Source organism: Massilia sp. 01N410 (genome assembly GCF_056399665.1).
The window spans coordinates 26519-52412 of sequence record NZ_JBFTRV010000006.1 but is presented as its reverse complement, the minus strand read 5'-3'; the positions used below and the strand labels follow the sequence as shown (position 1 = coordinate 52412).

The following is a 25894-nucleotide window of genomic DNA, read 5'->3' as shown; positions in this document are numbered from 1 at the left end:
TTGCTCGTCTTCGCGCCGGCTCGGGGAAGGGCAAACTGGAGTGGGCGCCGTTCGGCACCGCGTTGCGCTTTCCTTCGCTGGCATTATCCAGATCAGGTACGAAGGGTATCTCTCACCCGGAAGCAGATCGGCTTCCAGGACCCCTAGCGAAGGCGCGAGTGTAGCACGGATGCGGGCGAGCGTGGCGAGTCTGGCAATGCTCGCCGGATGGCGCTCAGCTTCTTTGCGTTATGTAGGCTTCGCGCAACGGCCGCCAGCCCAGGCGGGCTTCGATGAGGCGGCGGTAGGGCGTGTCGATGTGGGCGGGTGTGCGGCGGATGTAGTCCTCGGCCTTGGCGCGCTCGTCGCCGCGCAGACTGCCGAGCCAGGCGACGGCTTCCCCGGCCGTCGGCGCACGGCCGCTGGCGCCGTCGAATTTGGCGGGCAGGGCGGTCCAGACCACGGCGTCGATGCGCTTGCCGCGCATCCATCCGGTGATACGCGGGGAGTCCCAGGCGATGCAGGCGATGTTCATGAGCAATTGAACTTTGGCGATATCGAGTGCCAGTCTGGCTTGCCAGAACAAAGCGGGGTGCACGGCTGTCCGCGCACCCCACCGTGCGTCTACATCAGGTGCAGCGCTCGAGAACATTGCGGCTCACGTTCAGCGTGACCTCGCCGCTTTCGCCCAGGTTCGTCATGCCGTGCGCTTCCAGGGCGGCGACGACGGCCGGCACGACATCCTTGCCGAGGCCATAGTCGGCAAAGCGGGTACCCACGCCGACTGCGCGGAAGAAGTCCTCGGTGCGGGCAATGGCCGCCTCGATGCGCGCATCTTCGTCGCCGTCACGCAGGCCCCATACGCGCGCCGCGTACTGCAGCAGCTTTGCCCGCTTGGCATCGCGGCGTTCGCGCAGCATGGCCGGCAGTACCAGCGCCAGGGTCTGTGCATGGTCCAGGCCGTACAGCGCGGTCAGTTCGTGGCCGATCATGTGGGTGGACCAGTCCTGCGGCACGCCGGCGCCGATCAGGCCGTTCAGGGCCAGGGTCGCGGTCCACATCAGGTTGGCGCGCACCGCGTAGTTGTCGGGCTCGGCCAGCGCGCGCGGACCTTCTTCCACCAGGGTCTGCAGCAGACCCTCGGCAAAGCGGTCCTGCACCTTGGCATCGGCCGGCACCGTCATGTACTGCTCCATGATGTGGACGAAGGCGTCGACGATGCCGTTGCCGACCTGGCGTGCCGGCAGGGTATAGGTGCGGGTCGGGTCGAGGATGGCGAACTGCGGGAACACCAGGCGCGACATGAAGGCGAATTTTTCCTGCGTGGCTTGTTTGGTGATCACGCTGCCGGAGTTCATCTCGGAGCCGGTGGCCGGCAGGGTCAGCACCGCGCCGAAAGGCAGGGCCGCGCTCACGTTCTTTGCGCGCTGTTCGAGAATGGTCCACGGGTCGGCATCCAGCAGGCTGCCGGCGGCAACGAACTTGGTGCCGTCGATGACCGAGCCGCCGCCCACCGCGAGCAGGAAGTCGATGTTCTCGCGCTTGACCACGGCGATGGCCTCGACCAGGGTCTCGTAGCTGGGGTTCGGCTCGATGCCACCAAATTCGAAGATGGTACGGCCGTCCAGGGCGGCCATCACGGCGTCGTAGGTGCCGTTGGCGCGGATGCTGCCGCCGCCGTACAGCACCAGCACGCGCGCGCGGGCAGGGACCAGCTGCGCCAGGTGCTCGATCTGGTTCTCGCCGAACAGGATGCGGGTAGGATTGTGGAAGTCGAAGTTAAGCAAAATAAAAATCCCCCTCGGGTTGCAGAGGAGGGGGATTATCGCGCAAGCGGGAAAAGCGCGTTGGCGGGCGGTCCGCCGCCGGAGTTCAGACCTGCGCCGGCTCCAGCACCGGCGCCGCATGCTCGACGTGGGCGCGGGCATGCAGCAGGTGGCGCTGCAGCGTCGTGCGGGCGGATTCGCAGATCAGGCGCCAGTGTTCGCGGCGCTGGGCGGCGCGCTTGCGGTGCTTGGACGGCATTTCGGACAGCGGCTTGACGTAGAAGGGCAGGGCGATCCGGTAGCCCTGCTTGCCCGGCATTTCCTCGCCGCCCAGGATTTTCCAGAAGCCGTCGTAGGCATTGGCGAAGTGCTTTTCCGGGTCGGGGTCGTAGGCGATGTGGTCTTCGCTGCGGATGGCCACGACCTGGTCGATGCCGACCGCCTGCGCCACGCCCTGCATCGCGGCGAAGCAGAAGAAGCTGGGAGAATTGTTCGGGAATACGCGCTCGAAGGCTTCGAAGGCGGCGCCGGCATCGACCCAGCGGCCCTGATTGCGGGCGATGAAGGGCACCACCGGCGCATCGACGCCGACCATGTGGCCTTCCAGCCAGCTGAAGGACAGGCGGTGCAGGCATTTGCCGTCGGCGACCAGGGCCAGGGTCAGGTCGCCCTCGGCATTGCTGCGCGACGCCATTTCGAGCTGGATCATGAAGCTGCTGCCGTCGGCATCGATCTGCCACAGCGGCAGGCAGCGGGCGCCGTAGACGGCCTGCTTGTAGGCGTCGTTGAAGGTGGTTTCCTCGAAGCGGTAGTGGCTCAGGACCGCCTGCACGCGGCGCCGCGCCGACAGGCCCTTGATGAGGTAGTCGCGGTGACTGAGGTGGTGGAAGGGGTCGTCGTTCGACGGCAGCGCCACGTGGTTGCGGTAGACGCCGAGCTGGCACAGTGCGCGATGGTCGCGCATATAGGCCAGCACGCGCAGGCTGCGCGCGATGCAGAGGATCCAGGAGGTCAGGCTGTACTGGCTGCGGCGGGCCATCCAGTGCTTGGTGAGGTGAGCGAAAATCATGGTGCGCTCCGGGCATTCATTATCGGGGTGGTTCTATCTTGGCTCACCGGCTTTGGCGGCACGGTGATCTTGCTCAACGGAAATAAAATGCCAAGCAGGTCAAGATCGCCACGCTCGATAACGCATCCCTGGGGTTTTCTTATTCGTGATCACGATGTCTCTTGTTGATTTTTTGTCAGGCAGAGGTTGCCAGTCGCAAGACTAGCACGATTGCCGCGCCGAACATCGAAATCCTAATGAATAATTGAGTCATCCCGAATAAGATGAGGAGCGTCGCATGGTGTACGAACTTTTTTACTGGCCGACGATCCAGGGCCGCGGCGAATTCGTGCGGCTGGCGCTGGAGGAAGCCGGGGTCGACTACGTCGACGTGGCCCGCGAACCGGGCGGCATGGCACGCATGCTGGCGGCGATGGATGGTCCCGACCATCCATCGTTCGCGCCGCCCTTCCTGAGGGCGGGCGGGCTGACCATCGGCCAGACGGCGAACATCCTGCTCTTCCTGGGCCAGCACCATGGCCTGGCGCCCACGGACGAGGCCGGTGGCTTATGGGTGCACCAGCTGCAGCTGACGATCGCCGACCTGGTCGCCGAAACCCACGACACCCATCACCCGATCGCGACCTCGCTGTATTACGAAGACCAGCGTCCGGAAGCGAAGCGCCGTTCGGCCGATTTCATCGAGACGCGCATCCCGAAATTCCTCGACTACTTCGAAGGCGTCCTTGCGCGGCCGGAGCCGAAGGACTACCTGACCGGCGCCACGCTCACCTATGCCGACCTGTCGCTGTTCCAGCTGGTCGAGGGCCTGCGCTATGCCTTTCCGGCGACGATGGCGCGGATCGATGCGAGCTATCCTCTGCTCGGCGCGCTGCGCGAGCGGGTGGCGAAGCGGCCGCGAATCGCGGCCTATCTGAAATCGAAGCGGCGGCTGCCTTTCAATGAGGAGGGGATCTTCCGGCACTATCCGGAGCTGGAAAATCGGGATAGTGAATGACATCCGCCCGGCGCGCACCGTTGCGGTATTCAAGAGGACTGCTGCCGGTCCAGTGCCTGAAGGCGCGGCAAAAACCTGTGGCATCGGCGAATCCGAGGTCGAAGGCCAGCGCCGCCACCGGCGTGTTCGAATGTGTCAGCCGGTGCACCGCGACGTCGCGCCGCAATCCATCCTTCACCTGCTGGAAGTGCGTCCCTTCTTCGGCGAAGCGGCGGTTGAGGGTACGGACCGACATATGCAAGGCCGAGGCAAGGCCGTCGATCGTGGCCGGCCGGGAGAGCGCCTGCTCGAGATAGGCGCGCGCTTTCGCGGTGACGGTGCCGCCTTCCGCCTGGCGGAATACCCAGTCTTCGGGGGCGCGTTTCAGGAAGGCCCACAGCTCGTGCTTCTCGCGTTTGAACGCGGACGCGCAATCCGCATAGGCGAGGGACATGCCGGTGGCAGCCGCATCGAAGCTGACGTCGCCCGGAAACATGAACACATAATCCTCGACATGCCTGGGCTCAGGAAAGCGGAATTCGGCCCGGAGCAGCGTGACGTCGCGGCCGAGCAGCCACGACACGATGCCGTGGACCAGTTTCATCATCAGCGCATGGCCGAGTGGCTTGACCTCGGTATCCGGCGTCCTCTCCAGCAGGGCGATGCCGACCGTTTCGTTCCTGGTCGCGAGGTGCAGGCGGTAGTCGTCGAGCAGCAGGTTCCAGAAACGGACGAAACGGTTCAGCGCCACCAGCACGGTCGGTGCGTCGAGCAGGCTGAGCATCAGGTATTTCAGGGTGCCGCTCCGGATCGGCCTCGACCACAGGCCGAGCATTTCATCGTCGAGCGTCGCCGCGATGGCGCGGTAGAGCGCCCCGTATTGTTGCCGGGTGATGCGCGCGCCGGGCCGGTGCAGCAGCGAGCGCGGAATGGCGGCGCTGGCCAGCGCCTGTGCGGCCACGTCCTTGCCGCGGCTGCCGCGCAAGGCATGCAGCATCTCGTGCAGGACGCGGGCCGACACCGTGACGGCGCTTGGCAAGGGCAGGTTCATGGTTCGTGATTATGGCGTACTTTGCATATAAGTTGGCGTGACGGGGCAATTATTCCCGGCTCACTTGCCTATACTTCTCCTCGCTTCAACGGAATGATGCTGCCTTGAGGCGGGCTCGGCAACGTGCCATTGGCGTGCTTTGCGCATCGCCGGCTGCATCGCTCATCAACACATGGGAGCATCGCTTTGATTACGAGACGCATCGTCGTGACCGGCATGGGCATGGTATCGCCTCTGGGATGTGGAGTCGGGACCGCCTGGGCCCATCTGCTGCAGGGCCGTTCGGGACTGGTTCCCCTGAACGAGGCGCTGGCGGACGGGATGCCGTGCAAGGTCGGCGGGCTGGTGCCGGCGCTGGCGCCGGACCGGCCATGGGGATTCGACGCCGGGCTGGTGGCCGAAACCCGGGATCTGAAGAAGATGGATCGTTTCAGCCTGTTCGCCCTGGCGGCGGCCGGCGAGGCGCTGGAGCAGGCCGGCTGGCGGCCCGAGACCGACGAGGAGCGCGAACGGACGGCCACCATCGTGGCTTCCGCCGTCGGCGGCTTCGGCACGATCACGGACGCGGTGCGCATCCTCGATGCGCGTGGCCCGAAGCGCCTTTCACCCTTCACCGTGCCGAGCTTTCTGGCGAATATGGCGGCCGGACAGATTTCGATCCGCCACGGCTTGCGCGGTCCCATCGGTGCGCCCGTCACCGCCTGCGCCGCCGGCGCCCAGGCCATCGGCGACGCCGCGCGCCTGATCAGGGCCGGCGAGGCCGATATCGCCGTCTGCGGCGGGACCGAGGCCTGCATCGACCGCGTCAGCCTGGGCGCCTTCGCCGCCGCCAGGGCGGTGTCGACCGGCTTCAATGACGACCCTGCGGCGGCCTCGCGGCCGTTCGACCTGGAGCGGGACGGCTTCGTGATGGGCGAGGGCGCGGGCATCCTGGTCATCGAAGAACTCGAGCACGCCTTGCGGCGCGGCGCCGTGCCGATCGCCGAACTGCTTGGCTACGGCACCAGCGGCGACGCCCATCACATGACCTCGCCGCCGGACGACGGCGCCGGCGGCCGGCGCGCCATGCAGGCCGCGATCCGCCAGGCTGGCATCGCCCCGGCCATGATCGGGCACCTGAACGCCCATGCGACCTCGACCCCGGCAGGCGATGCCAGCGAGCTTGCCGCGATCAGGACCGTATTCGGCGCGGGCCGCGGCCCGGCCGTCTCGGCCACCAAGTCGGCCACCGGCCACCTGCTGGGCGCAGCCGGCGGCGTGGAAGCGATCTTCACCGTGCTCGCGCTGCGCGACCAGCTGGCGCCGCCGACACTGAACCTGGCCCGGCCGGACCCGGCGGCGGACGGCGTCGACATCGTCGCCGGAGCGGCCCGCGCGATAGCGACCGAGTACGCGATATCGAATGGCTTCGGCTTCGGCGGCGTGAACGCCAGCCTCGTTTTCGGGCGCTTGTGATTCGCTGGGGCCGGCTTGTTGTTCCGCACACGAGCATCGGTTAGGATCGGCGGACAAGAGCGCGCAACGCTCCAAGTCCGTCACCCAACCGCAGAGGAGTCATGACACAACGCCGCCAGTTCCTGATCAATGCGCCGCTCGGCCTGCTCGCCGTCGCCGGCGCCGCCCGTTCCGAACCCGTCCCGCAAGTGGCCGATACCCCTGGTGCGCCGCCGACCTTCGGCGCCACCCCGGCGGTCGGCCCGGAAGTCACGCCCGCCACCTTTGCCGAAGCCGAAAAGCTGATGCAGGTGCCGATGACGCCCGCCGAACGCCAGATGGCGGCCGGCAGCTGGCGGGTGTCGCTGGCCTCGACGATGGAGCGGCGCACCGGTCCGCGCAAGCTGGCGATCGAGGACGGTATCGCCCCGGCCACGGTCTGGTCCCCGGCGACAGTCGGGGCGAAAGCGGCGGCCGTGGGCGCAACGGGTGGACCCGTGCGCGAACGCTTCGTGCGCAGCCGCAGCGATGCCGGCCCGCTGCCGAAGAACGACGAGGACATCGCCTATGCCCCGGTCGCGAAACTCTCGCGCTGGATCGAGACGCGTGCGCTGACGTCCGAACGGCTGACCCGCATCTACCTGGACCGCATCAAGCGCTACGACGGCAAGCTGCGCAGCGTGATCACGCTGACCGAAGAGCATGCGCTGGCGCGCGCCCGCCTGGCGGACAAGGAAATCGCCGCCGGCAGATACCGCGGCCCGCTGCACGGCATTCCGTACGGCGTGAAGGACCTGCTGGATACGAAGGGCATCCGCACTACCTGGGGCGCGGAATTCAATCGCGACCGCGTGCCGGCCCAGGACTCGGCCGTAGTGGCGAAGCTGGATGCCGCCGGCGCCGTGCTGATCGCCAAGCTGAGCCTGGGCGCGCTGGCGCTGAACGACGTCTGGTTCGGCGGCCAGACCATGAATCCATGGCTGCTGGAAGAGGGCGCTTCGGGCTCCAGCGCCGGCCCGGGCGCGGCCACCGCCGCCGCCCTGGTCGCGTTCTCGATCGGCAGCGAGACCGGCGGCAGCATCATCAGCCCGTCGATGCGCTGCGGCGTCACCGGCCTGCGCCCGACCTATGGCCGGGTGCCGCGCACCGGCGCCATGACCCTGTGCTGGTCGCTCGACAAGCTGGGGCCGATGACGCGCAGCGTCGAGGATGCGATGCTGGTGCTGAAGGCGATCTCCGGCACCGACCCCGGCGACGTCGCCGGCGTGCCCGCGAAGCTGGACTACGACGCGAACGCGAAGGTGGCGGGCCTGAAGGTCGGCTATTTTGCCGACTGGATGAAGGAGGCGCCGGCCCTTGATGCCGACCGCGCCGCGCTGGAGAACCTGAAGAAGCTGGGCTTGAACCCGGTGCCGGTGACCTTGCCGGACTGGCCGTATCAGTCGCTGAACGCGGTGCTGTTCGCCGAAGCGGCGGCGGCCTTCGAGGAGATCACGCTGGACCACCGCGTCGACCAGCTGAAAGCCCAGGTGCCGGATGCCTGGCCGAACCTGTTCCGCGAGGCGCGCTTCCTGTCGGCGGTGGACTTCGTGCAGGCCGACCGCATGCGCAGGAAGGTGGCGCTGGAGATGGCACGCATTTTCAGCCAGGTCGACCTGCTTCTCGTCCCTTCGCTGCGCGACGAGATGCTGACGATCTCGAACTTCACCGGCCACCCCTCGCTGACCCTGCGTACCGGGCAGGTCGAGGTGACGCAGGCGCGCAGCGACTGGGCGCCGGATCCGGCGCAACCGCTGCCGACATTCTCGCCGCCGCGCAGCGTCCCGCATGGCGTGACCCTGATCGGACGCCTGTTCGACGAGGGCACGATTGGGCGGGTGGGATTGGCGCTGGAGAAGGCCGCGGGTGTGGCGGGCGAGCGCCCGCCGGGATTCTGATCCGTTTGCGATCGTGGGCACCCGTGCCCACGCTCACGCGCCGCCGGCGCGCTCCAGCCGCTTGTAATACACCAGCGAGTAAACCACCGGCACCAGCGCCCCCGCCAGCAGCGCGGCGGTCGACACATACGGGGGCAAGCCGGCCAGCGCGGCGGCCAGTACCACCAGGCCGCCCGTCACCATGGTCTTGCCGGCCAGCCGGTGGGTCGAATACCAGACCCGGTCACTGGCCAGGGTCCACGGCGTGCGCACGCCGAGCCAGAAGTTGCGCTTCACCTTGCCCAGTACATTCCCCAGCAGGACGAAGGCGATGCCGATGCCGCCGAGCAGGGCACGGCCGATGTCCAGCGCGCCGTGCGCCAGCACCGCCAGCTGCACGCCCTGCACATAGGCGAGCAGGGCGACCATCACCAGGCCGCTGAACCACCAGGTATCGCTGAAGCCCTCGACCCGGAATTTGTCCGGCGAGACCGTCGGCAGGACGGGCCACAGCAGCATCATCAAGCCCGTGATGAGGGGCAGCAGGAAGATGGTGATACGCGCGCCGTAGCCGTTGGCTTCGCCGGCCGCGTTCCAGTGGATGGGGATGATGTCCGGCAGGTCGCGGTAGACCAGCGCGGTCGCCGTCAGCACCAGCACGAGCACCGGAATCGACCACCACAGAAAGCGCTTCTTCGTCATTCTTGTCTCCCTTTATGTCAATCGCGCGCGCCGCCGCGCGCCATGTCCATCGTCCAGGACAGCACGTCTTCCAGGACGGTCGTGTTCAGCGCGTACCAGATGGTCTGGCCTTCGCGCCGGCTGCTGACCAGGCCGGCATCCTTCAGCACCGCGAAGTGGTGCGACATGGTCGGCTTGGTCATGTCGAAGTGGGCGGCGACGTCGCCGGCCGTCATCTCTTCCTTGCGCAGCAGGTGCAGGATTTCGCGCCTGGTCGGATCGGCGATGGCCTTGAACGCGGCGGTGAGCTTGCCCGTCATATTCGATTCTTTTCTAATTAGATGGATGTCTAAATATAGGCCGGCCCGGCGCCGCCGTCAAGCCGGCATTATCATTATTCTTCTTTCAACCAGTTCGAGGAGAGCCCCATGAGACTATCGTCCACCCAGGTGCTGCGCATTGCCGCCTTTTCCGACGGCGAGGAGGGCGGGAACCCGGCCGGCGTCTGGATCGGCGCGGCCATGCCGCCGGACGCCGAGATGCAGCGCCTGGCGCATGAAGTGGGTTTCTCGGAAACCGCCTTCGCGGTGAAGGAAGAGGGGGGCGAGGGTTTTCGCGTGCGCTACTTCTCGCCGGCGGCCGAGGTGCCGTTCTGCGGCCACGCCACCATCGCCCTCGGCGCCGCGCTGGCGCGCGAGTTCGGCGACGGCGTCTATCCGCTGGCCCTGAACCAGGCCAGGATCACGGTCGAAAGCCGGCGCGAGGGCGCGATGGTCGCCGCGGCGCTGCAGTCGCCGCCGACCCGCAGCCAGCCGGCCGACCCGCGGCTGGTGGCCGCGGCGCTTGACCTGTTCGGCTACAGCGAGGCCGACCTCGACCCGCGCATTCCACCCGGCCTGGCCCATGCCGGCAACGACCACCTGGTGCTGGGCCTGGCGAGCCGTGATTTGCTGTCGGCGATGCGCTACGAGCTCGAGGCCGGCCGCGCCCTGATGCAGGCCCACGGCCTGGTCACCATCGTGCTGGTGTGGGCCGAGAGCGCGCGCCTGCTCCATACCCGTAACCCCTTCGCCATCGGCGGCGTCTACGAAGACCCGGCCACCGGGGCCGGCACCGCGGCCCTGGCCGGCTATCTGCGCGACCTCGGCTGGCCACACGGCGGAGCGATCGACGTGGTGCAGGGCGAGGACATGGGCATGCGCTCGCGCCTCCATGCGGATATAGGGAATGCGCCCGGCAGCTCGATCCGCGTGGCCGGCACGGCCCGCTTCATGTAAGCCTGTCCATGAATCGAACGGGTGTTCGGGAACGCGTGAAAAGGGGGTAAAAAGCGCCTTTCCTCAAGGCTTAGGATTTTTTTGAACGATTGATAATGGTCAAAACGAAAAACCGTTGTCTAGCCAATCAAGGAATCCTGTCATGGAAATGCGCATCCCCGCCGCCGTGTCCGCCGTGCACCCGCGGGCAGGCATGAAGATCGAACGCCTGCCGTTCACCGTCCGCCGTGTCGAGACCGAGGATGGCCTGCGGAAGGCAGTCCGCATTCGCCATGCCGCCTATGCGCGCCACGTTCCCGAGTTCGCCCGCACCCTGAGTGTGCCGGAAGCCTGCGATTACGAAGAAGACACCGTCGTGCTGCTGGCCGAGTCCAAGCTGGACGGCTCGCCGATCGGCACCGCGCGCCTGCAGACCAATATCTTCCGTCCGCTGCACCTCGAGGAATCGGTGGCGCTGCCCGACTGGCTGCAGGGCCGCGCCCTGTGCGAAGTGGAGCGCCTGGGCGTGGGCGAGGGCCGTATCGGCCATATGGTCAAAGTTGCACTGATGAAAGCATTTTTCGATTACTGGGAATTAAGTGGCACCGAATTCGCCGTGGTCGCGGGCCGCAGCCCGGTCGACCGCCAGTACGAACAACTGCTGTTCAAGGATGTCTTCGGCGACAAGGAAATGGTACCGCTGCGTAACACCGGGAATATCCCGCACCGCGTGATGGCCTTCGAGATCGCCACCGCCGAGGAGCGCTGGCGCGCCGCCAACCATCCGCTGCTGAAGTTCTTCCGCGAAACCCATCATCCGGACATCGACATCGGCGGCGTCACCCCGCAACGTGGTTTTGCAACCACACGGCCTGCACAGCGAGGGGGGCGTGCCGATGCATATGCCCCAGTTCGCCTAGTCTGAGTAAAATATTCCATGACCGTATCATCGGCAGGATGTATCCTTAGGGAAATTTCATGCGCCCGCATCAGCATGCCGGCGCCTGCCTGCCCGATCGATACAATTTATGCCACAGCCCTCCAGTCCAGCACGAATACCGGTGTCCGGAGTCTTCGACCGTCTACTGCAGGCCATGATGCGCCTGCTGTCGGTCTACTTCGTGCCGCTGGGCGTGCTGCTGGTCTCGGTCGTCGCCTACGCTTCCTGGAATAGCCATTACGTCGCCAGCGGCGACGTCACCCTGCCGCTGCGGGTGCTCAGCGATGCAAGCGCCCGGCTGGATCCGGCCAGCGCGCTGCGCGAGCTGGCGCATGCGCCGGCCACCGACCGCTACGAAACCCACCTCTCCGAAGCGCCGGTCTGGTTCTCCCTGCGTACCCGGGACATACCCGGCGGACCGCATGTGGTCGAATTCCCGTCGCGCCACGCGGTCGACGTCAGCTGCTGGGATGCGGCGACCCTGGTGTCGCTCGGCAGCGCTTCGCACGAAGGGGCGAGCGGCGCGATGACGGCCGCCAAGGCCGGCTTCGTGCTGCGCACGCCGTTCACGCCGGCCGAGGTACTGTGCCGCGCGCGCTTTACCGGACCGGCGCGACTGAGCGCCGTGCAGTGGCCGGCCAGCGAGATGACCCTGTCGATCCAGCAGTTCCACCGCAAGTCCGGCCTGCTGGACGGCGGCATGATCGTGCTGAGCCTGTTCATCCTGATCACCGCGCTGATCAACCGCCAGCTGCTCTACCTCGAGTTCGCGGCCTGGCTGATCCTGAACCTGCGCGTGGGCGCGATCTCGGCCGGCTGGGATATCCAGTGGCTGGGCCAGGCGCTGCCGGCCAGCTGGCTGGTGCCGAGCAAGGCGGTGACCACGGCGCTGTACTCGATCTCGACCCTGACGCTGTACATGTCCCTGTTCGGCGCCGACCTCGCGAAGTCCCGCTTCGCCAGGCCGCTGCGCCTGATGCAATGGCTGGCCCTGGCGCTGCTGCCGCTTTCGCTGGTGCTGCCTTTCGCTTACTACCTGCCGGCGATGTGGGTGGTGGCCTCGTCCGGCCTGACCCTGATGACGGCCGGCCTGATCAACCTGATGCTGCGCGACCAGGCACGGGTGGCGATGTGGTTCGCGGCGTCCTTCGGCGTGACCTTCCTGTCCGGCCTGGCCGAGGTGGTCGCCGCCGCGCTCGGCGTGCGCGAGATGCTGGGCCTGGTCAACAGCGTGACCGCGGCGCTGGCGTCCAGCCTGCTGGCGGCGCTGGCCATCGCCGAGCAGATGCGCCTGGAAACCAAGAAGCGGATCGCGGTCCAGGCCGAACTCGAACACGCGTACGAAGCGATGCCGGTGGGCCTGTTTACGCTCGACCAGTACGGCGGCTTCCTGTCCGCCAATCCGGCCCTGCTGCGCATGCTCGACTGCGAGGCGGTGGTGGTGGGCCGCACCCGCTGGCAGCAATTCTTCAGCGACGCCACCTGGAGCTACCTGCGCGAGCAGGTGCAATCCCAGCTCAGCGTCGAACTCGAGATCGACCCGCGCGAGGGCGAACGCCGCTTCCTGGTGCGCGCCACCCTGGCGCATGGCCGCATCGAAGGCGTGCTCGAGGACATCACCGAAAAGACCAAGGCCACCGAACAGCTGCGCTTCATGGCCAACAACGACCCGCTGACCAAGGTCTACAACCGGCGCGGGATCGAAAAGTTGTTCGAGACGGTCGCCGCGACCACGGCGCCGGGCCGTCCGCTGACCCTGGCCTACCTCGACCTCGACCGCTTCAAACTGATCAACGATCTGTTCGGCCACGCCGCCGGCGACGAAGTCCTCAAGCAGGTATGCGACCGGGTATCGATGACCCTGGCCGGCAACCAGCAGGTCGGCCGCGTGGGCGGCGACGAATTCGTGATCGTGATGCCGGACACGGCGATCTCGATGGCCTCGCTGATCTGCCGCAGCATCGTCGACCGCATCGGCGGCTCACCCTACCGCGTCGGCGACAAGGCCTTCCACGTGCGCGGCTCGGTCGGCCTGATCGAAGTGGCGCCGGGCATGGAGATGAAGGATGCGATCTCGACCGCTGACCGTGCCTGTCGCGAAGCCAAGGAAGGCAATAGCGAAGGGCTGGTGGTGTACAAGCGCGGCTCTTCCGCCTTCCACGAGCGCGAGGCCGAACTGAACCTGGTGGCGCGCCTGAACGGCCCGAACGCCACCGACGGCATGTTCCTGGAGATGCAGCCGATCATGTCGCTGCGCTCGCCGCACGAATCGCTGAACTTCGAGGTGCTGCTGCGCATGCGCGAAGAGGACGGACGGGTGTCGCCGGCCGGCCCGCTGATCGCCGCCGCCGAGAAGAGCGGACGCGTGGGCGTGATCGACCGCTGGGTGCTGTCGAGCACCCTGGCCTGGATCGAGGAGCACGTGGACTCGCTGCGCAATACGCGCTTCGTCTGCATGAACCTGTCGGGGGCCTCGCTCAACGACGAGCGCTTCGTGCAGGACACGCTCGAGATCCTGTCGCGCTACGAGCATGTGGCGGGGCGCCTGTGCATGGAGATCACGGAAAGCGTGGCCCTGCACGATCTCGACAACACGCGCCGCTTCATCGACCAGGTGCGGGCCTTCGGCGTGAAGGTGGCGCTGGACGACTTCGGCGCCGGCTATACCTCCTTCTCCTACCTGAAGGAACTCCCGGCCGACGTGCTGAAGATCGACGGTAACTTCATCGTCAACATCAATGCGCACCCGGCCAACGTCGCCATCGTCGAGGCCATCGTCAGCCTGGCGGTGAACCTGGGCATGAAGACGATCGCCGAGTGGGCCGAGGATGCCGACACGGTGCGGACCCTGGCCGAGATCGGCGTCGACTACGTGCAGGGCTATGCGATCGCGCGTTCCCAGCCCCCTGAGAAACTGCTGGCGGCCAGCTCGTCGGCGAGCTTCATCAAGAGCGAAGAGGTGCTGCAGCTGGTGCGCACGCTGGGCGCGTCGGCCAATGAGCCGGAACTCCCCGACCTGATGCCCTTGCGGGACCTGCACTAAGCAAGCCGAGCCGCACCAGGCAGTTTCAGTTCAGCCCGGCCAGACGCGGACGAGCTTCCTGCAGCATCAGCATGCGGCGCGCCGCCTTCAGGGTAGCGACGTCGCGCGACAGCGGGGCCGCCTTGGGTTCCTGCGGCCGTTTCCATCCTTCGTGGCGCAGCTCGGTGGCCGGGAGCACGTGGCGCTGCGGCGGCGGTGTTTCGCTCGACAGCCTCACGGTGGCGCTGCCGGCTTCGCAGGGCTGGTCGGTCAGGGTCACGTGGCCGCCCGCGTCGACGCATTTGACGATCTCGTTGCCGGCCAGCGCGGCCGGGGTTGCCATCGATGCCGCGCAGGCGGCAGCGGCAACGATGCTCAGCAGTGTAACTGGACGCTTCATGATGTTCTCCTTTACCTGGTTCCCATCCTGCCCGCCGCGCCCGCCGCTCTCTGTTCGCTGACTCACCGTGAACGAATGTTGCTTTGACAAGCCTCCCGCGTGCGCTCAGCGGGAAACTGTGACATGATGCCCGACATGCCGACCACCCCCGACAACGCCGCCAGCCAGGAACTGCGCTTTCGCGAACTGTTCCGCCAGGCCCCGGTCAGCCTGCAGATCCTTGCGCCCGACGGCCGCACCCTGCGCGTCAACAAGGCCTGGGAGGCGCTGTGGCAGATCCACGAGGGCTCGGAGCTGAAGCGCTTCGTGCTCGGCCAGTACAACGTGCTGACCGATCCGCAGCTGGTCGCCAAGGGCGTCCACGCCTATCTGCGGCGGGCGCTGGCCGGCGAGTCGGTCGAGATCCCGGCGATCCGCTACGACGTCGGCCAGCTCGAGGGCGGCGTCCAGCATGCGCGCTGGGTCATCGCGCGCGCCCATCCGATCAAGGACGACAGCGGCGCCGTGCTCGACGTGCTGCTGATGCACGAGGACATCACCGACCGGGTCGAGGCCGAGCGCGCGCTGCGCCTGCGCGAGGAGCGCTTCCGTTCGCTGGTGATGGCGACCTCGCAGATCGTCTGGACCACCTCGCCGGACGGCCGCGTGCTCGAGGACTCGCCCTCATGGCGCGCCTTCACCGGCCAGTCCTATGACGAGTGGAAGGCCCTTGGCTGGCTCGAGGCCCTGCACCCGGACGACCGCGAGCGCATCGAGCGCCTGTGGCTGCACTGCGTGGCGCACCGCACCGTGTTCGAGGCCGAGTACCGGCTGCGCCGCGCCGACGGCGGCTACCGCTGGACGGCGGTGCGGGGCGCGCCGGTCACCGATGAGGACGGGACCGTGCGCGAATGGATCGGCGCCAACACCGACATCCACGACATGGTCATGGCCCAGGCCGAGCTGGCCCACCGGCTGGAGCGCGAAAAGCGCAACTCGGCCCTGCTGGCCAGGGTCGCCCAGGCCACCCGTATCCTGCATTCGGCGCTGTCGGACAAGGCCATCGCCGAGGCGCTGGTGGAAGAGGTGCGCGCCATCCTCGAGGTGCACCAGGCGGTGGTGTCGCTGAACGACGGCACGAACCTGGCGCAGGCTATCAATGCGGTGTCGCTGTCCGACAAGTATGCGCGCTATCGCAGCTACGACGCGGCGCCGGACGGCAGCGGGATCTATGCCGAAGTCTGTCGCAGCAACCGGACGATGCGCCTGACCCAGGAGGAGTTGCTGGCGCACCGGCTGTGGAAGGGCTTCGGCGCGCATGCGGCGCAGCATCCGCCGATGCGCGGCTGGCTGGCGGTGCCGCTGATCGACCGCCAGGGAAAAAATATCGGCGTGATCCAGGCCTCGGACAAGGCCGAGGGCGAATTCACGGCCGAGGACGAAGCCATCCTGGTGCAGCTTGCCGCGATCGCGGCGACCGGCTTCGAGAACGCGCGCCTGGTCGCCTCGCTGCAGGAGCAGGACCGGCGCAAGGATGAATTCCTGGCCATGCTGGCGCACGAGCTGCGCAACCCGCTGGCGCCGATCGCGGCGGCGGCGGAGATGCTCAAGCTCGGCCACGCCGGCGAGGAACGGGTCGCCAGGGCGAGCGAAGTGATCGGCCGCCAGGTGCGCCATATGACCTCGCTGGTCGACGACCTGCTGGACGTCTCGCGCGTGACCCGGGGCCTGATCCAGCTGGAGCGCGAGCGGGTCGAGGTCGGCGCCATCGTCGCCAGCGCCGTCGAGCAGGCCCGGCCCCAGTTCGAGGCGCGCGAGCACGCGCTCGCGATCGGCGAGGTGCCGCCCGGCGCCGCCGTGACCGGCGACGCCAACCGCCTGGTGCAGGTGATCGTCAACCTGCTGAACAATGCGGCCAAGTACACGCCGCGCGGCGGCCGCATCGCGCTCTCGGTCGGCTGCGGCGAGGGCAGGGTGGCGATCGCCATCCGCGACAACGGCATCGGCATCGACGCCAGGCTGCTGCCGCATGTATTCGGCCTCTTCACCCAGGCCGAACGCACGCCGGACCGTGCCCAGGGCGGCCTCGGCATCGGCCTGGCCCTGGTCCGCAACATCGTCGGCCTGCACGGCGGCACGGTCGCCGCCCACAGCGAAGGGCCAGGTCTGGGCAGCGTGTTCACGGTGACTCTCGACGCCATCGGGTAAAACGACATGCAAAACGACTTCAGTTCCGCGGCATCGTCCGGTGCCGGTGCCGGTCCCGGGCCAGGCGCCAGCCAGGAGCAGCGCTTCCAGGCGCTGTTCCAGCAGGCCCCGGTCAGCATCCAGATCCTGGCCCCGGACGGCAGGACGCTGGGCGTCAACAAGGCCTGGGAAACGCTGTTCCAGATCCACGAGGGCTCGCCGCTCAAGGAGCTTTTCCTCAGCGGGGCGCTCAATGTCCTGACCGATCCGCAGCTGGTCGCCAGCGGCGTCACCGGCTATCTGCGGCGCGCCCTGGCCGGCGAGTCGGTCGAGATTCCGCCGATCCGATTCGACACCGCGCTGCTGGGCGGGGTGGCGCACGTGCGCTGGATCCGGGCGCGCGCCCACCCGATCATCGACGAGCGCGGCACGGTGGTCGAAGTCATGCTGATGCACGAAGACATCACCGAGCAGGTGGAGGCGGAAACCGCCCTGCGCCTGCGCGAGGAGCGCTTCCGCTCGCTGGTGATGGCGACTTCGCAGATCGTCTGGACCGGTGCGCCGGACGGCCGGGTGCGCGAAGACTCGCCCTCGTGGCGGGCCTTCACCGGCCAGTCCTATGAAGAAGGAAGGGACTTCGGCTGGCTGGCCGCCATCCACCCCGACGACCGCGAGCGCGCCCGCGACCTGTGGCAGGCCAGCGTGGCATCGCGCACTGAATTCGCGACCGAGTACCGGGTCCGCCGGGCCGATGGCGCCTGGCGTTGGACCGCGGTGAAGAGCGTGCCGATCCTCGACCCGAACGGTGCGGTGCGCGAATGGATCGGCGCCAACACCGACATCCACGAGAAGGTCATGGCGCTGGCCGAGCTGGCCCAGCGCCTGGATCTGGAGAAGCGCAACTCGGCGCTGCTGGACAAGCTGGCGCGGGCCTCGCGCACCCTGCACACCGCGCTGTCCTCGAAGGACATCGCCGGCGCGCTGGTGGAGGAGGTGCGCCTGATCCTCGGCGTGCGCCATGCCGGCGTGTCGCTGAGCGAAGGGCCGCATGTGCGCCAGGCCATCAAGGCGGTCTCGCGCGCCGACGACGGCGCCGAGCCCGCACCGATGCGCGCCCGCCTGGCCGTGCCGCTGGTCGACCGCAAGGGCCGCAACATCGGCCTGATCGAGGCCTGGGACAAGCAGGGCGGGTTCACGGAAGAAGACGAAGCCATCCTGGCGCAGCTGGCGTCGATCGCCGCGAACGGCTTCGAGAATGCGGGCCTGTATGGTTCGCTGCAGGAGCAGGACCGGCGCAAGGACGAGTTCCTGGCGATGCTGGCGCAGGAGCTGCGCCATCCCTTGGAGCCGATCTCGAAGGCGATGGCGACGCTGCAGTCGGCGCACGCCGCCGACGCGCGGGTGCTGGAAGCCGGCCAGGAGATCGGCCGCCAGGTGCAGCACCTGGGCGCCCTGGTCGACGACCTGCTGGACGTTTCGCGCGTCACGCGCGGCCAGATCCAGCTGGAACGCTCGAGAGTCGAGGTGGCCGGCATCGTCGCCGCCGCCGTCGAGCAGGTGCGGCCGGCGGCCGGGGCGCGCGCTCATGCGCTGGTGGTGGAGCAGGAAGAGGATGGGCCGGGACGCGGCCCGGCCGTGATCGGCGACGCCAGGCGCCTGGTCCAGGTGCTGGTCAGCCTGCTCGACAATGCAATCAGGTACACGCCGCCCGGCGGCAGGATCCTGCTGTCGGTCATGCGCCAGGCGCCGGCGGTGCGCATCGCCGTGCGCGACGACGGCGTCGGCATCGAGCCCAGGCTGCTGCCCCATGTGTTCGAGCTGTTCACGCGGGCCGAACGCATGCCGGGGTCGATCCAGGGCGGACTGGGCATCGGCCTGGCCCTGGTGCACAACATCGTCATGCTGCACGGCGGCACGGTCAGTGCCTACAGCCAGGGGCCGGGCAAGGGCAGCGTGTTCACCGTCAACCTTGCCACGGCTCCCGACTAGACCTCAGCTGCGGTTCGGGTTGTTGGGACGGGCGTCGTAGCGGTTCGGTACGCCGTCGCCGTCGCGATCGCGGTCGCGGCCGTTGCGGATGCCGTCGCCGTCACGGTCGCCACGGCGCCAGCCGCCGCGTTCCATTACCCAGCTGCCGTCGCGCTGCACCCAGGTCGGGGCGTTGTAGGCATAGCCGTGGCGTTCGCGCAGCCAGCTGCCGCGCACCCAGACGTAATGGCCGCGGCGGTATTCCCAGTGACCTGGCGCCCACACATGGCCGCGGCGCGGCGGCGGGGTGCGCTCGGCGCGCGGCGGCGGCGGGGCTTCGCGGATGATGATGGTATCGGCGACCGCCGGGACGGCGATGCTGCCGACGGAACCGGCGATCAGGCTGGCGATCAGAAGCTTGTGCAAGTTGTTCATTGTGGCCTCCTTGTAAGAGTGATGCTGCAGGTTCACTCTACGCTTCGTAAGCCAGCCCGACTGTGCGCGGCTTAACGCGTTCAGGCCTTGATGCCGGTGCCCGGGAGGTTGGCCGCAGCGCCCTGTTCGACAATGCCGTTCTCGACGCGGTTGATCGTCACCAGGCGGAACAAGGCCAGCACGCGGATCGCCAGCCAGCCGGCATCGAATTCCCACCAGCGCATCGAGGTCTTTGCCGAGGCGGGGTAGGCGTGGTGGTTGTTATGCAGTTCCGCGCCCCAGAAGATGATGCCGATCGGGAAGAAATTGCGCGAATGCTCACGCGTCTCGAAGTTGCGGTAGCCGACCACGTGGAAAAAGCTGTTCACGAAACCGGCGGCCCAGATCGGCGATACCGACAGCTGGAACAGCCAGATGTAGAAGCCGTGTTCGATGCCGAACAGCGCCATCTCCGCCAGCAGGAAGAACCAGGCGCCCTTCATGCGGTGCTTCGTGTAGAGGTGGGTATCCATCCAGTCGTCCTTGACGCCGACACCGTAGGTCTTGATCACCTCCGGATTCAGGGCCGCCTTGCGGTAAAAGAGCACGCCCTTGGTCAGGATCGCCCAGAGGCCGTGGACGATCGGGCTGTGCGGATCTTCGGCGGTGTCGGTCTTGGCGTGGTGCTTGCGGTGCACGGCCACCCAGGCCTTCGTGGTCAGGCCGAAGGTGGTCAGGAACATCCACATCCGGAAGAACTGGCACAGCAGCGGATGGAAGGTGATGGCCCGGTGCGTGCGCGAGCGGTGCAGATACAGCTCGCTCGCGGCGGTGGTCAGCGCGAACGAGACCGCCATCGCAATCATGACTGCTGCTGGCGAGAGATGGATAAACCCTGAGAACATCTTCTTCCCTTTTGTGGATGACAAATTGGGAAGAAGAATAGCGGGGCGGCGTTGTTTTCTAAGCCACGATTACAGGCGCTTTTACCGCCTGTTCCTCGCATTTGCCCCGCTTGCGTAAATTAGACGGCCACCAGCCTGGCGAAGCGCGCCAGGTCGACGTTGCCGCCGCTGATCAGGATGCCGACCTTCTTGCCGGCCACCGGCACCGCGCCATGGAGGGCGGCCGCGGCGGCCAGGCAGCCGGTCGGCTCGACGATGGTCTTCATGCGCTCGGCGAAGAACTTCATGGTCTCGACCAGCTGGGCATCGCTGACGGTGACGACGTCCGACACCAGCCGCTGGATCACGGCGAAGTTGTGATGGCCGAGGTGGCTGGTCTGGGCGCCGTCGGCGATGGTCTGCGGCACGCCGATGTCGACGATCTTCCCGCTGCGCAGCGACTGCTGGCCGTCGTTGCCGGCTTCCGGCTCGACGCCGATCACGCGGCAGTTCGGCGACAGCTTCGAGGCCGACAGCGCGCTGCCGGCCAGCAGGCCGCCGCCGCCCAGCGGCACCAGCAGCAGGTCCAGTTCGCCGACCTCGTCGAACAATTCCTTGGCGGCGGTGCCCTGGCCGGCGATCACGTCCGGATGGTCGTAGGGCGGAATCAGGGTCATGCCGCGCTCCTTCGCCAGGCGGGCGCCGATCTCTTCGCGGTTCTCGGTATAGCGGTCGTAGAAGATGACTTCGCCGCCATAGCCCTGGGTGGCGCGCACCTTCAGCTCCGGCGCGTCCTTCGGCATGATGATGGTGGCGCGAATCCCGGCCAGTCTGGCCGACAGGGCGATCGCCTGCGCGTGGTTACCGGACGAGAAGGTCAGCACGCCGGCCTGGCGCTGCGCCTCGCTGAACCTGGCGATGGCGTTGCAGGCGCCGCGGAACTTGAACGCGCCCATGCGCTGGAAGTTCTCGGCCTTGAAGAACAGCTGCGCGCCCGCCATCGCGTCGGCGGTGCGCGAGGTCAGCACCGGGGTGCGGTGGGCCGCGCCGGCGATGCGGGCGGCCGCCTGTTCGACGTCGGCGTACTGGAGTTGGGTGTCGGTCATGTCTGTCAGCCCTTCGTTCGGTTGGATCGAAAGGCGACAGTATAGCGGAGGGTCAGGCCGCCAGCGGGAAGGCAAACTGCAGCACCAGCCCGCCGCCTTCGCGGTTGCGCACCAGCAGCTCGGCGTTGTGGCGGCTGATCACGCGTTCGACGATCGCCAGGCCGAGGCCGGCGCCGTTGGCCTGGCCGCGCGCGCTGTCCAGGCGGGTGAAGGGGCGCATCAGCTGCTGGATCTGGTCGTCCGGCACACCGACCCCGCGGTCGCCGATCTCGACCACGGCGCGGCGGCCGTGGCCCGTCATCTTCACGTGGCAGGCGATGTCGATCTCGGTCACGTCGCTTCCCGGCGTCTTGCCGTAGCGGCGGGCGTTCTCGATCACGTTGTTGATCACGCGCCGCAGGTCGGTGGCGTTGGCCGGCACCTCGATGCCCGGCTCGATGGAGGTGGCGGTGCGCACGTCCGGCAGGCGGTCGGCCGTGTGGGCGCAGTCTTCGAGCAGCTCGGACAGGTCGACCGGCACGAAGGTGGCGGCCTCGGTCGGCCGCGCGAAGTCGAGGAACTGGCCGATGATGGCGTCCATCTGCGCGATGTCGGACTGCATGCCGTCGCGCGCTTCCTGCGACAGGTTGGCCATCTCGACCTCCAGCTGCATGCGCGCCAGCGGCGTGCGCAGGTCGTGCGAGATGCCGGCGAGGATGATCGCGCGGTCCTTCTCGAGTTGTTGCAGGTCGTCGACCATCTGGTTGAAGCTGCGGTTGGCCTCGATGATCTCCTTCGAGCCTTTTTCAGGCAGGGCGGCGGGGCGCTTGCCCTGGGCGATCGCGCGCGCGGCGGCGGTCAGGCGCGCCAGCGGCCGGTTGATCAGGGTCGAGATCAGGGCCGCGCCCAGCAGCGACAGGGCGCCCACCACGGTGGCCCAGCCCAGCCACTGCACGCGCGTGAGGCCGGCCAGGCGGTCGCGTTCCAGCATCAGCCAGTACTTGTCGCCGTCGATGTCGAAGCTGACCCAGAAGCCCGGCATGTCGTTCACCTTGCGCGAGAAGCGGGTGTCCTTGCCGAGGCGCTCGCGCACCATGGCGGCGATCTCGGGCATCAGCGCGTTCGAGGGCGGCGGCTCGACCTTGTCGTCCGGTTCCAGCGTGAGGATGCGGATGCCTTCGTTGGACACCAGCTCGAACAGCAGTTCGCGCCGCAGGTCGGGCGCCGAGTGGGTCAGCGCGGCCTTGGTGAGGGTGACCACCGAGACCAGCAGCTCGGCGGTCTGCTCGGCCTGCGGGCCGCGCTGGAATACGTTGATCATCCCGATCCACGATGCCATCGACAGCGTGGTCAGGAAGGACAGCAGCAGGAAGGTGCGCCAGAACAGGCCACTCTTCATGCGGCCGAGCAGGCGCGCGCGGGGTGCTTCGAACATCGCCTGGGACACTCAGCGCGGCTGGCCTTCGGGGATGAACACGTAGCCCAGGCCCCACACGGTCTGGATGTACAGCGGGCTGGACGGATCCGGTTCGATCAGTTTGCGCAGGCGCGAGATCTGGACGTCGAGCGAGCGGTCGAACACCTCGTACTCGCGGCCGCGCGCCAGTTCCATCAGCTTCTCGCGCGACAGCGGCTGGCGCGCATGGCGGGCGAACACCTTCAGCACCGAGAATTCGCCGGTGGTGAGCGGCACGGTCTCGCCGTTCTTCTTGAGCGTGCGGGTGCCGAGGTCGAGCACGAAGTCGCCGAACTCGAAGGTCTGCGGGGTCTCGGAAGGCGCGCCGGGGATCTCGTCCGGGCCCTTGCGGCGCAGCACCGCGTTGATACGGGCCACCAGTTCGCGCGGGTTGAAGGGCTTCGGCAGGTAGTCGTCGGCACCCATCTCGAGGCCGACGATGCGGTCCACATCCTCGCCCTTGGCGGTCAGCATGATGATCGGGGTCTGGTCGCCGGCGCCGCGAAGGCGGCGGCAGATCGACAGGCCGTCCTCGCCGGGCAGCATCAGGTCCAGCACCAGCAGGTCGTAGCGCTCGCGCAGCCACAGCTTGTTCATGGCCGGCGCGCTTTCCGCGGTCACGACCTGGAAGCCCTGTTCGGTCAGGTAACGGCGCAGCAGGTCGCGCAGGCGCACGTCGTCGTCGACCACCATGATTTTCGCGGAATGGCCACTGTTCTGGCCTGCGTTATTCGGGGTAGTTGCATTCATGAGTCTGTCAGGATTTGTCAGATTAATGTCGCTATGGTAACTTCATATGGCTTCGCGAACGGGAGATATTGCTGAGGCATTACATTGTGTTACAAACTTTACCCATTTGGCCTTATACCACCAGTGGAATCCACCTACACTGGCCTCAAGTCGAAACTGAAACTGAAACCGAATCTGAATCACAGCTTATCCCCTTACTTGGCATCGCGGAAGAGGCACACCATGAACAGCGTCACTCACCACTACGCAGGAACGAAGGCAGGGCGGATCGCCCGCTGCGCGCTTCGCAGTGCGCTGGCGTGCGCCCTGGTCATCGGCGGTGCCGGGACCGCGTTCGCCCAGCAGTATGGCGACCGCCAGCTCGACCGCCGCGACGACCCGTCGATGCAGCAGTCCGGCCGCGGGCACATCTCGCAGGACCGCGACCCGCGCTACGACGTCCGTGCCTACGAGGAACAGCGCCGCCTGCAGCAGCAATACCAGCAGCAGCAACAACAGCAGCAGCTCCAGCAGGAGCAGCGCGAGTCGCGCCGCAGCCCTCGCATGACGCCCGACGAACGGCGCGACCTGCGCCGCCAGATCAACGAAGCGGGCATGGATCTGTACCCGCCCAAGCGTTGATTGCTCCACGCCGGGTTATTTCTTTGATGCAATCTAGTTGCCAGATGTTTATTTAGCGTCTGCAACGTGATACGCTACCCAGTCTATACCTTGGCCCAAGCCTTGCCGGGGTAGGTAACCTGGACTGGGAGTATCAAGTGCCTACGGATTCTGCCGCAGCGCCGGCGCAAGCACAGGCGGCCCGCTTCGCCGCCACCGGCCCCGAGCACTGCATCGCCAAGCGCCATGACGGCGTCTACGCCGATCCCGCCGTGCTCGGCACGACCCTGGTCGCCGCCATCGACAGCATCTTGCGCGGCGGCCATTACCTCTCCGGTATCGATTACCCGGTCCTGCTCAAGGCCCTGTTCGACTACGGCCCCGCGCTGCCGAAAGCGGCGGACGGCACGGTCCAGGCCCGCATCGCCGCCGACATCCTGCCTTTCGATCCCGCCCGGCGCGAACTCTACCGCTCGGTGAAGATCGGCGGCGGATGCGCCGAATACTATTTCGAGCCGGTCTGGCTGCCCGATCCCGCCAACCCCGACGGTCCTGGCATGCCGGCCCGCCTGGACCTCGACGAGTTCGTCGCCGACATCTGGCTCAAGGGTATCCGCTTCGGGGTCGACCTCGACGCCGTGCGCGCCGCCATCGCCACCGGCAAGGCCGATCGCATCACCGTGGCGCGCCGTCTCGATCCGGTGCCGGGCCAGGATGCCCGCATCGCCGAAGTCTCGGAGGACATCCACCGCAACGATGCGCCGCGCCAGCTGCCCAACGGGAAACTCGACCTGGGCAGCTTCCAGAACCGCTTCCCGCAGATCCAGCCCGGCGTACGCCTGCTGCAGAAGATCCCGCTCACCGAAGGCGAGCCCGGCTTCGAGATGGCGGGTGCGCAGCTGACGGCCAAGCCCGGGCGGGACCTCGACCTCGGCGAATATGCCGGCGAGGGCACGAAGGTCGAGCGCCTGAAGGAAGGCGAGTTCCTGGTCTCGCAGCAGGCTGGCTTCCTGACGGTCGACTCCTCGACCAGCCGGATTTCGGTGGGTGCCAAGATCGTCAGCCGCGACGGCGTCAGCGCCAAGACCACCGGCAACCTGCAGCTGACGGGCGATTACGAGGAATTCGGCGAGGTGCAGGAAATGCGCGTCATCGAGGGCGAGAGCATCACCGTGCACGCCGACGTGTTCGGGCGCTTGGTCTCGCGCGGCGGCACCATCCTGCTGCATGCCAATCTGGTCGGCGGCAGCGCCCACAACCGGCGCGGCGACATCCGTGTGTGCGGCGTGGCCTCCGGCGCCGTGCTGCAGGCCGAGGACGGCGCGGTGGTGCTGGAACGCGCCGAGAACTGCGTGGTGTCCGGCACCCGCGTCACGATCGCGCATGCGGTCAACTGCGAGGTGATCGGCGACGAAGTGCACATCGGCCAGGCCGAGGGCAGCGCGATTGCCGGCCGCCGCGTGACGGTCGAATTCGCGATGCCGCGCAAGCAGGGCGAGATGCTGGTCTACGCGCTGCTGCCGGAAGGCGCCCAGGTCGAGGAAGTGATCGCGGCGGTGGGCGCGCGCCTGGCCCAGTTCGAGCAGCTGGCGGTCCAGCACAAGGCGCGGATGGATGGGCTGACGGCGCAGCCGGATGTGCGCCGCTACCTGATGCTGGCCTCGCGCGTTCGCAAGAACGAGATCAGCTTCACCCCCGAGCAGGGGCGCCAGTTCCAGCGCATGGCGCAGGACATGGCGCCGGCGCTGAAGGCGATCGGCGAGGTGTCCGTTAAAATCAAGCAGCTGGATACGGACCTGGAGCAGGGCCGCAAGGTGCTGGCCGACCTCGAGCGCCAGCGCCGCGACGCCGCCTGCACCTCCGCCGTTACCGTGCACCGGGTGCAGGGCGACACCCTGGTACGCGTGCTCGGATTCAGCCCGGCGTCCGGCAGTCCGTATATCATTGCCCCGCGCGACATCAAGGCGCGCCTGCGCGGGCCGCAGACCGGGGAGCTGCTGTTCTCCGGCGCGCAGGGCAGCTTTGCATGGAGCAGCGAGCAGGCCGCGACGGCCTGACGAATCCCAAGAGAACAGAGAGGA

The 25894-nt window shown here is 67.5% G+C and carries 22 protein-coding genes and 1 riboswitch; of the genes, 10 read left to right on the top strand and 12 right to left on the bottom strand.

Annotated elements, in window-relative coordinates; genetic code table 11:
* Positions 1 to 52 precede the first annotated feature (52 nt).
* Positions 53 to 155: riboswitch (TPP riboswitch) on the bottom strand.
* 59 nt (positions 156 to 214) lie between these two features.
* The 3 genes from AC1DOP_RS09970 to AC1DOP_RS09960 form a co-directional block, all read right to left on the bottom strand.
* Positions 215 to 514, bottom strand: a complete 300-nt coding sequence (locus AC1DOP_RS09970; protein WP_442123745.1) for a hypothetical protein — start codon at positions 512 to 514, stop codon at positions 215 to 217.
* Between the two features lie 94 nt (positions 515 to 608).
* Entirely contained in the window at positions 609 to 1766 is a 1158-nt protein-coding gene (locus AC1DOP_RS09965; RefSeq protein WP_442123744.1) for an iron-containing alcohol dehydrogenase, read from the bottom strand.
* An 85-nt stretch (positions 1767 to 1851) separates the two neighbouring features.
* The gene (locus tag AC1DOP_RS09960; protein WP_442123743.1) at positions 1852 to 2814 is read right to left on the bottom strand and encodes a DUF535 family protein; all 963 of its coding nucleotides are present in this window, start codon (positions 2812 to 2814) and stop codon (positions 1852 to 1854) included.
* Between the two features lie 277 nt (positions 2815 to 3091).
* On the opposite strand from AC1DOP_RS09960, the gene AC1DOP_RS09955 reads away from it, so the two are divergent.
* Positions 3092 to 3811 carry a glutathione S-transferase gene (locus AC1DOP_RS09955; RefSeq protein ID WP_477250885.1) on the top strand — a complete coding sequence of 240 codons (720 nt, stop codon included), beginning with the start codon at positions 3092 to 3094 and terminating at the stop codon, positions 3809 to 3811.
* Here AC1DOP_RS09955 and AC1DOP_RS09950 read toward each other — a convergent pair.
* Positions 3753 to 4841, bottom strand: coding sequence for an AraC family transcriptional regulator (locus tag AC1DOP_RS09950; protein ID WP_442123741.1), 1089 nt, complete (start codon positions 4839 to 4841; stop codon positions 3753 to 3755). The genes AC1DOP_RS09955 and AC1DOP_RS09950 overlap by 59 nt on opposite strands.
* Before the next feature lie 186 nt (positions 4842 to 5027).
* Here AC1DOP_RS09950 and fabF point away from each other — a divergent pair, with 186 nt between their 5' ends.
* Entirely contained in the window at positions 5028 to 6296 is a 1269-nt protein-coding gene (gene fabF / locus AC1DOP_RS09945; RefSeq protein ID WP_477250884.1) for a beta-ketoacyl-ACP synthase II, read from the top strand.
* A gap of 101 nt (positions 6297 to 6397) precedes the next feature.
* Positions 6398 to 8212: an amidase gene (locus AC1DOP_RS09940; RefSeq protein WP_477250883.1), complete on the top strand. Its 1815-nt coding sequence runs from the start codon at positions 6398 to 6400 to the stop codon at positions 8210 to 8212.
* 33 nt (positions 8213 to 8245) lie between these two features.
* Here the strand turns inward: AC1DOP_RS09940 and AC1DOP_RS09935 are convergent, their stop codons facing one another.
* Both AC1DOP_RS09935 and AC1DOP_RS09930 read right to left on the bottom strand, forming a co-directional pair.
* Positions 8246 to 8893: an SdpI family protein gene (locus tag AC1DOP_RS09935; protein ID WP_477250882.1), complete on the bottom strand. Its 648-nt coding sequence runs from the start codon at positions 8891 to 8893 to the stop codon at positions 8246 to 8248.
* Between the two features lie 17 nt (positions 8894 to 8910).
* Complete coding sequence (locus tag AC1DOP_RS09930; RefSeq protein WP_442123737.1) at positions 8911 to 9192, bottom strand: autorepressor SdpR family transcription factor; 282 nt, start codon at positions 9190 to 9192, stop codon at positions 8911 to 8913.
* Between the two features lie 108 nt (positions 9193 to 9300).
* Between AC1DOP_RS09930 and AC1DOP_RS09925 the strand changes: the two genes are divergently transcribed.
* The 3 genes from AC1DOP_RS09925 to AC1DOP_RS09915 all read left to right on the top strand — a co-directional run bounded on the left by AC1DOP_RS09925 (position 9301) and on the right by AC1DOP_RS09915 (position 14111).
* Positions 9301 to 10149, top strand: coding sequence for a PhzF family phenazine biosynthesis protein (locus tag AC1DOP_RS09925; protein ID WP_477250881.1), 849 nt, complete (start codon positions 9301 to 9303; stop codon positions 10147 to 10149).
* Between the two features lie 142 nt (positions 10150 to 10291).
* The gene (locus AC1DOP_RS09920) at positions 10292 to 11053 is read left to right on the top strand and encodes a hypothetical protein (protein ID WP_442123735.1); all 762 of its coding nucleotides are present in this window, start codon (positions 10292 to 10294) and stop codon (positions 11051 to 11053) included.
* 136 nt (positions 11054 to 11189) lie between these two features.
* Positions 11190 to 14111, top strand: coding sequence for an EAL domain-containing protein (locus AC1DOP_RS09915; RefSeq protein WP_442123734.1), 2922 nt, complete (start codon positions 11190 to 11192; stop codon positions 14109 to 14111).
* Between the two features lie 25 nt (positions 14112 to 14136).
* Here the strand turns inward: AC1DOP_RS09915 and AC1DOP_RS09910 are convergent, their stop codons facing one another.
* On the bottom strand, positions 14137 to 14490 hold the full coding sequence (locus AC1DOP_RS09910; protein ID WP_442123733.1) for a DUF4124 domain-containing protein: 354 nt from the start codon (positions 14488 to 14490) through the stop codon (positions 14137 to 14139).
* Positions 14491 to 14625: 135 nt separating this feature from the next.
* Between AC1DOP_RS09910 and AC1DOP_RS09905 the strand changes: the two genes are divergently transcribed.
* Together AC1DOP_RS09905 and AC1DOP_RS09900 are read left to right on the top strand one after the other, a co-directional pair.
* Positions 14626 to 16677, top strand: coding sequence for a PAS domain-containing sensor histidine kinase (locus AC1DOP_RS09905; RefSeq protein ID WP_477250880.1), 2052 nt, complete (start codon positions 14626 to 14628; stop codon positions 16675 to 16677).
* 6 nt (positions 16678 to 16683) lie between these two features.
* The gene (locus tag AC1DOP_RS09900) at positions 16684 to 18645 is read left to right on the top strand and encodes a sensor histidine kinase (protein WP_477250879.1); all 1962 of its coding nucleotides are present in this window, start codon (positions 16684 to 16686) and stop codon (positions 18643 to 18645) included.
* 3 nt (positions 18646 to 18648) lie between these two features.
* Here AC1DOP_RS09900 and AC1DOP_RS09895 read toward each other — a convergent pair whose 3' ends face one another.
* The 5 genes from AC1DOP_RS09895 to ompR form a co-directional block, all read right to left on the bottom strand.
* Positions 18649 to 19059 (bottom strand): YXWGXW repeat-containing protein, encoded by a 411-nt coding sequence (locus AC1DOP_RS09895; protein ID WP_477250878.1) that lies wholly within the window; start codon positions 19057 to 19059, stop codon positions 18649 to 18651.
* 80 nt (positions 19060 to 19139) lie between these two features.
* Positions 19140 to 19904, bottom strand: coding sequence for a fatty acid desaturase (locus AC1DOP_RS09890; protein WP_477250877.1), 765 nt, complete (start codon positions 19902 to 19904; stop codon positions 19140 to 19142).
* Between the two features lie 158 nt (positions 19905 to 20062).
* On the bottom strand, positions 20063 to 21028 hold the full coding sequence (locus AC1DOP_RS09885; RefSeq protein ID WP_442123728.1) for a threo-3-hydroxy-L-aspartate ammonia-lyase: 966 nt from the start codon (positions 21026 to 21028) through the stop codon (positions 20063 to 20065).
* 52 nt (positions 21029 to 21080) lie between these two features.
* Complete coding sequence (locus AC1DOP_RS09880) at positions 21081 to 22442, bottom strand: sensor histidine kinase (RefSeq protein WP_442123727.1); 1362 nt, start codon at positions 22440 to 22442, stop codon at positions 21081 to 21083.
* Positions 22443 to 22454: 12 nt separating this feature from the next.
* Positions 22455 to 23213: an osmolarity response regulator transcription factor OmpR gene (ompR, locus tag AC1DOP_RS09875; RefSeq protein WP_442123726.1), complete on the bottom strand. Its 759-nt coding sequence runs from the start codon at positions 23211 to 23213 to the stop codon at positions 22455 to 22457.
* A 222-nt stretch (positions 23214 to 23435) separates the two neighbouring features.
* Here ompR and AC1DOP_RS09870 point away from each other — a divergent pair, with 222 nt between their 5' ends.
* Positions 23436 to 23834, top strand: coding sequence for a hypothetical protein (locus AC1DOP_RS09870; protein WP_442123725.1), 399 nt, complete (start codon positions 23436 to 23438; stop codon positions 23832 to 23834).
* 137 nt (positions 23835 to 23971) lie between these two features.
* Positions 23972 to 25870: a flagellar assembly protein A gene (locus AC1DOP_RS09865; RefSeq protein ID WP_477250876.1), complete on the top strand. Its 1899-nt coding sequence runs from the start codon at positions 23972 to 23974 to the stop codon at positions 25868 to 25870.
* Positions 25871 to 25894: the final 24 nt, after the last annotated feature.

Coding starts and splice junctions, on each gene's coding strand:
- AC1DOP_RS09970 (WP_442123745.1), bottom strand. CDS start 514: ATGAACATCGCCTGCATCGCCTGGGACTCCCCGCGTATCACCGGATGG.
- AC1DOP_RS09960 (WP_442123743.1), bottom strand. CDS start 2,814: ATGATTTTCGCTCACCTCACCAAGCACTGGATGGCCCGCCGCAGCCAG.
- AC1DOP_RS09955 (WP_477250885.1), top strand. CDS start 3,092: ATGGTGTACGAACTTTTTTACTGGCCGACGATCCAGGGCCGCGGCGAA.
- AC1DOP_RS09950 (WP_442123741.1), bottom strand. CDS start 4,841: ATGAACCTGCCCTTGCCAAGCGCCGTCACGGTGTCGGCCCGCGTCCTG.
- AC1DOP_RS09940 (WP_477250883.1), top strand. CDS start 6,398: ATGACACAACGCCGCCAGTTCCTGATCAATGCGCCGCTCGGCCTGCTC.
- AC1DOP_RS09935 (WP_477250882.1), bottom strand. CDS start 8,893: ATGACGAAGAAGCGCTTTCTGTGGTGGTCGATTCCGGTGCTCGTGCTG.
- AC1DOP_RS09930 (WP_442123737.1), bottom strand. CDS start 9,192: ATGACGGGCAAGCTCACCGCCGCGTTCAAGGCCATCGCCGATCCGACC.
- AC1DOP_RS09925 (WP_477250881.1), top strand. CDS start 9,301: ATGAGACTATCGTCCACCCAGGTGCTGCGCATTGCCGCCTTTTCCGAC.
- AC1DOP_RS09920 (WP_442123735.1), top strand. CDS start 10,292: ATGGAAATGCGCATCCCCGCCGCCGTGTCCGCCGTGCACCCGCGGGCA.
- AC1DOP_RS09910 (WP_442123733.1), bottom strand. CDS start 14,490: ATGAAGCGTCCAGTTACACTGCTGAGCATCGTTGCCGCTGCCGCCTGC.
- AC1DOP_RS09905 (WP_477250880.1), top strand. CDS start 14,626: ATGCCGACCACCCCCGACAACGCCGCCAGCCAGGAACTGCGCTTTCGC.
- AC1DOP_RS09900 (WP_477250879.1), top strand. CDS start 16,684: ATGCAAAACGACTTCAGTTCCGCGGCATCGTCCGGTGCCGGTGCCGGT.
- AC1DOP_RS09895 (WP_477250878.1), bottom strand. CDS start 19,059: ATGAACAACTTGCACAAGCTTCTGATCGCCAGCCTGATCGCCGGTTCC.
- AC1DOP_RS09890 (WP_477250877.1), bottom strand. CDS start 19,904: ATGATTGCGATGGCGGTCTCGTTCGCGCTGACCACCGCCGCGAGCGAG.
- AC1DOP_RS09885 (WP_442123728.1), bottom strand. CDS start 21,028: ATGACCGACACCCAACTCCAGTACGCCGACGTCGAACAGGCGGCCGCC.
- AC1DOP_RS09880 (WP_442123727.1), bottom strand. CDS start 22,442: ATGTTCGAAGCACCCCGCGCGCGCCTGCTCGGCCGCATGAAGAGTGGC.
- ompR (WP_442123726.1), bottom strand. CDS start 23,213: ATGAATGCAACTACCCCGAATAACGCAGGCCAGAACAGTGGCCATTCC.
- AC1DOP_RS09870 (WP_442123725.1), top strand. CDS start 23,436: ATGAACAGCGTCACTCACCACTACGCAGGAACGAAGGCAGGGCGGATC.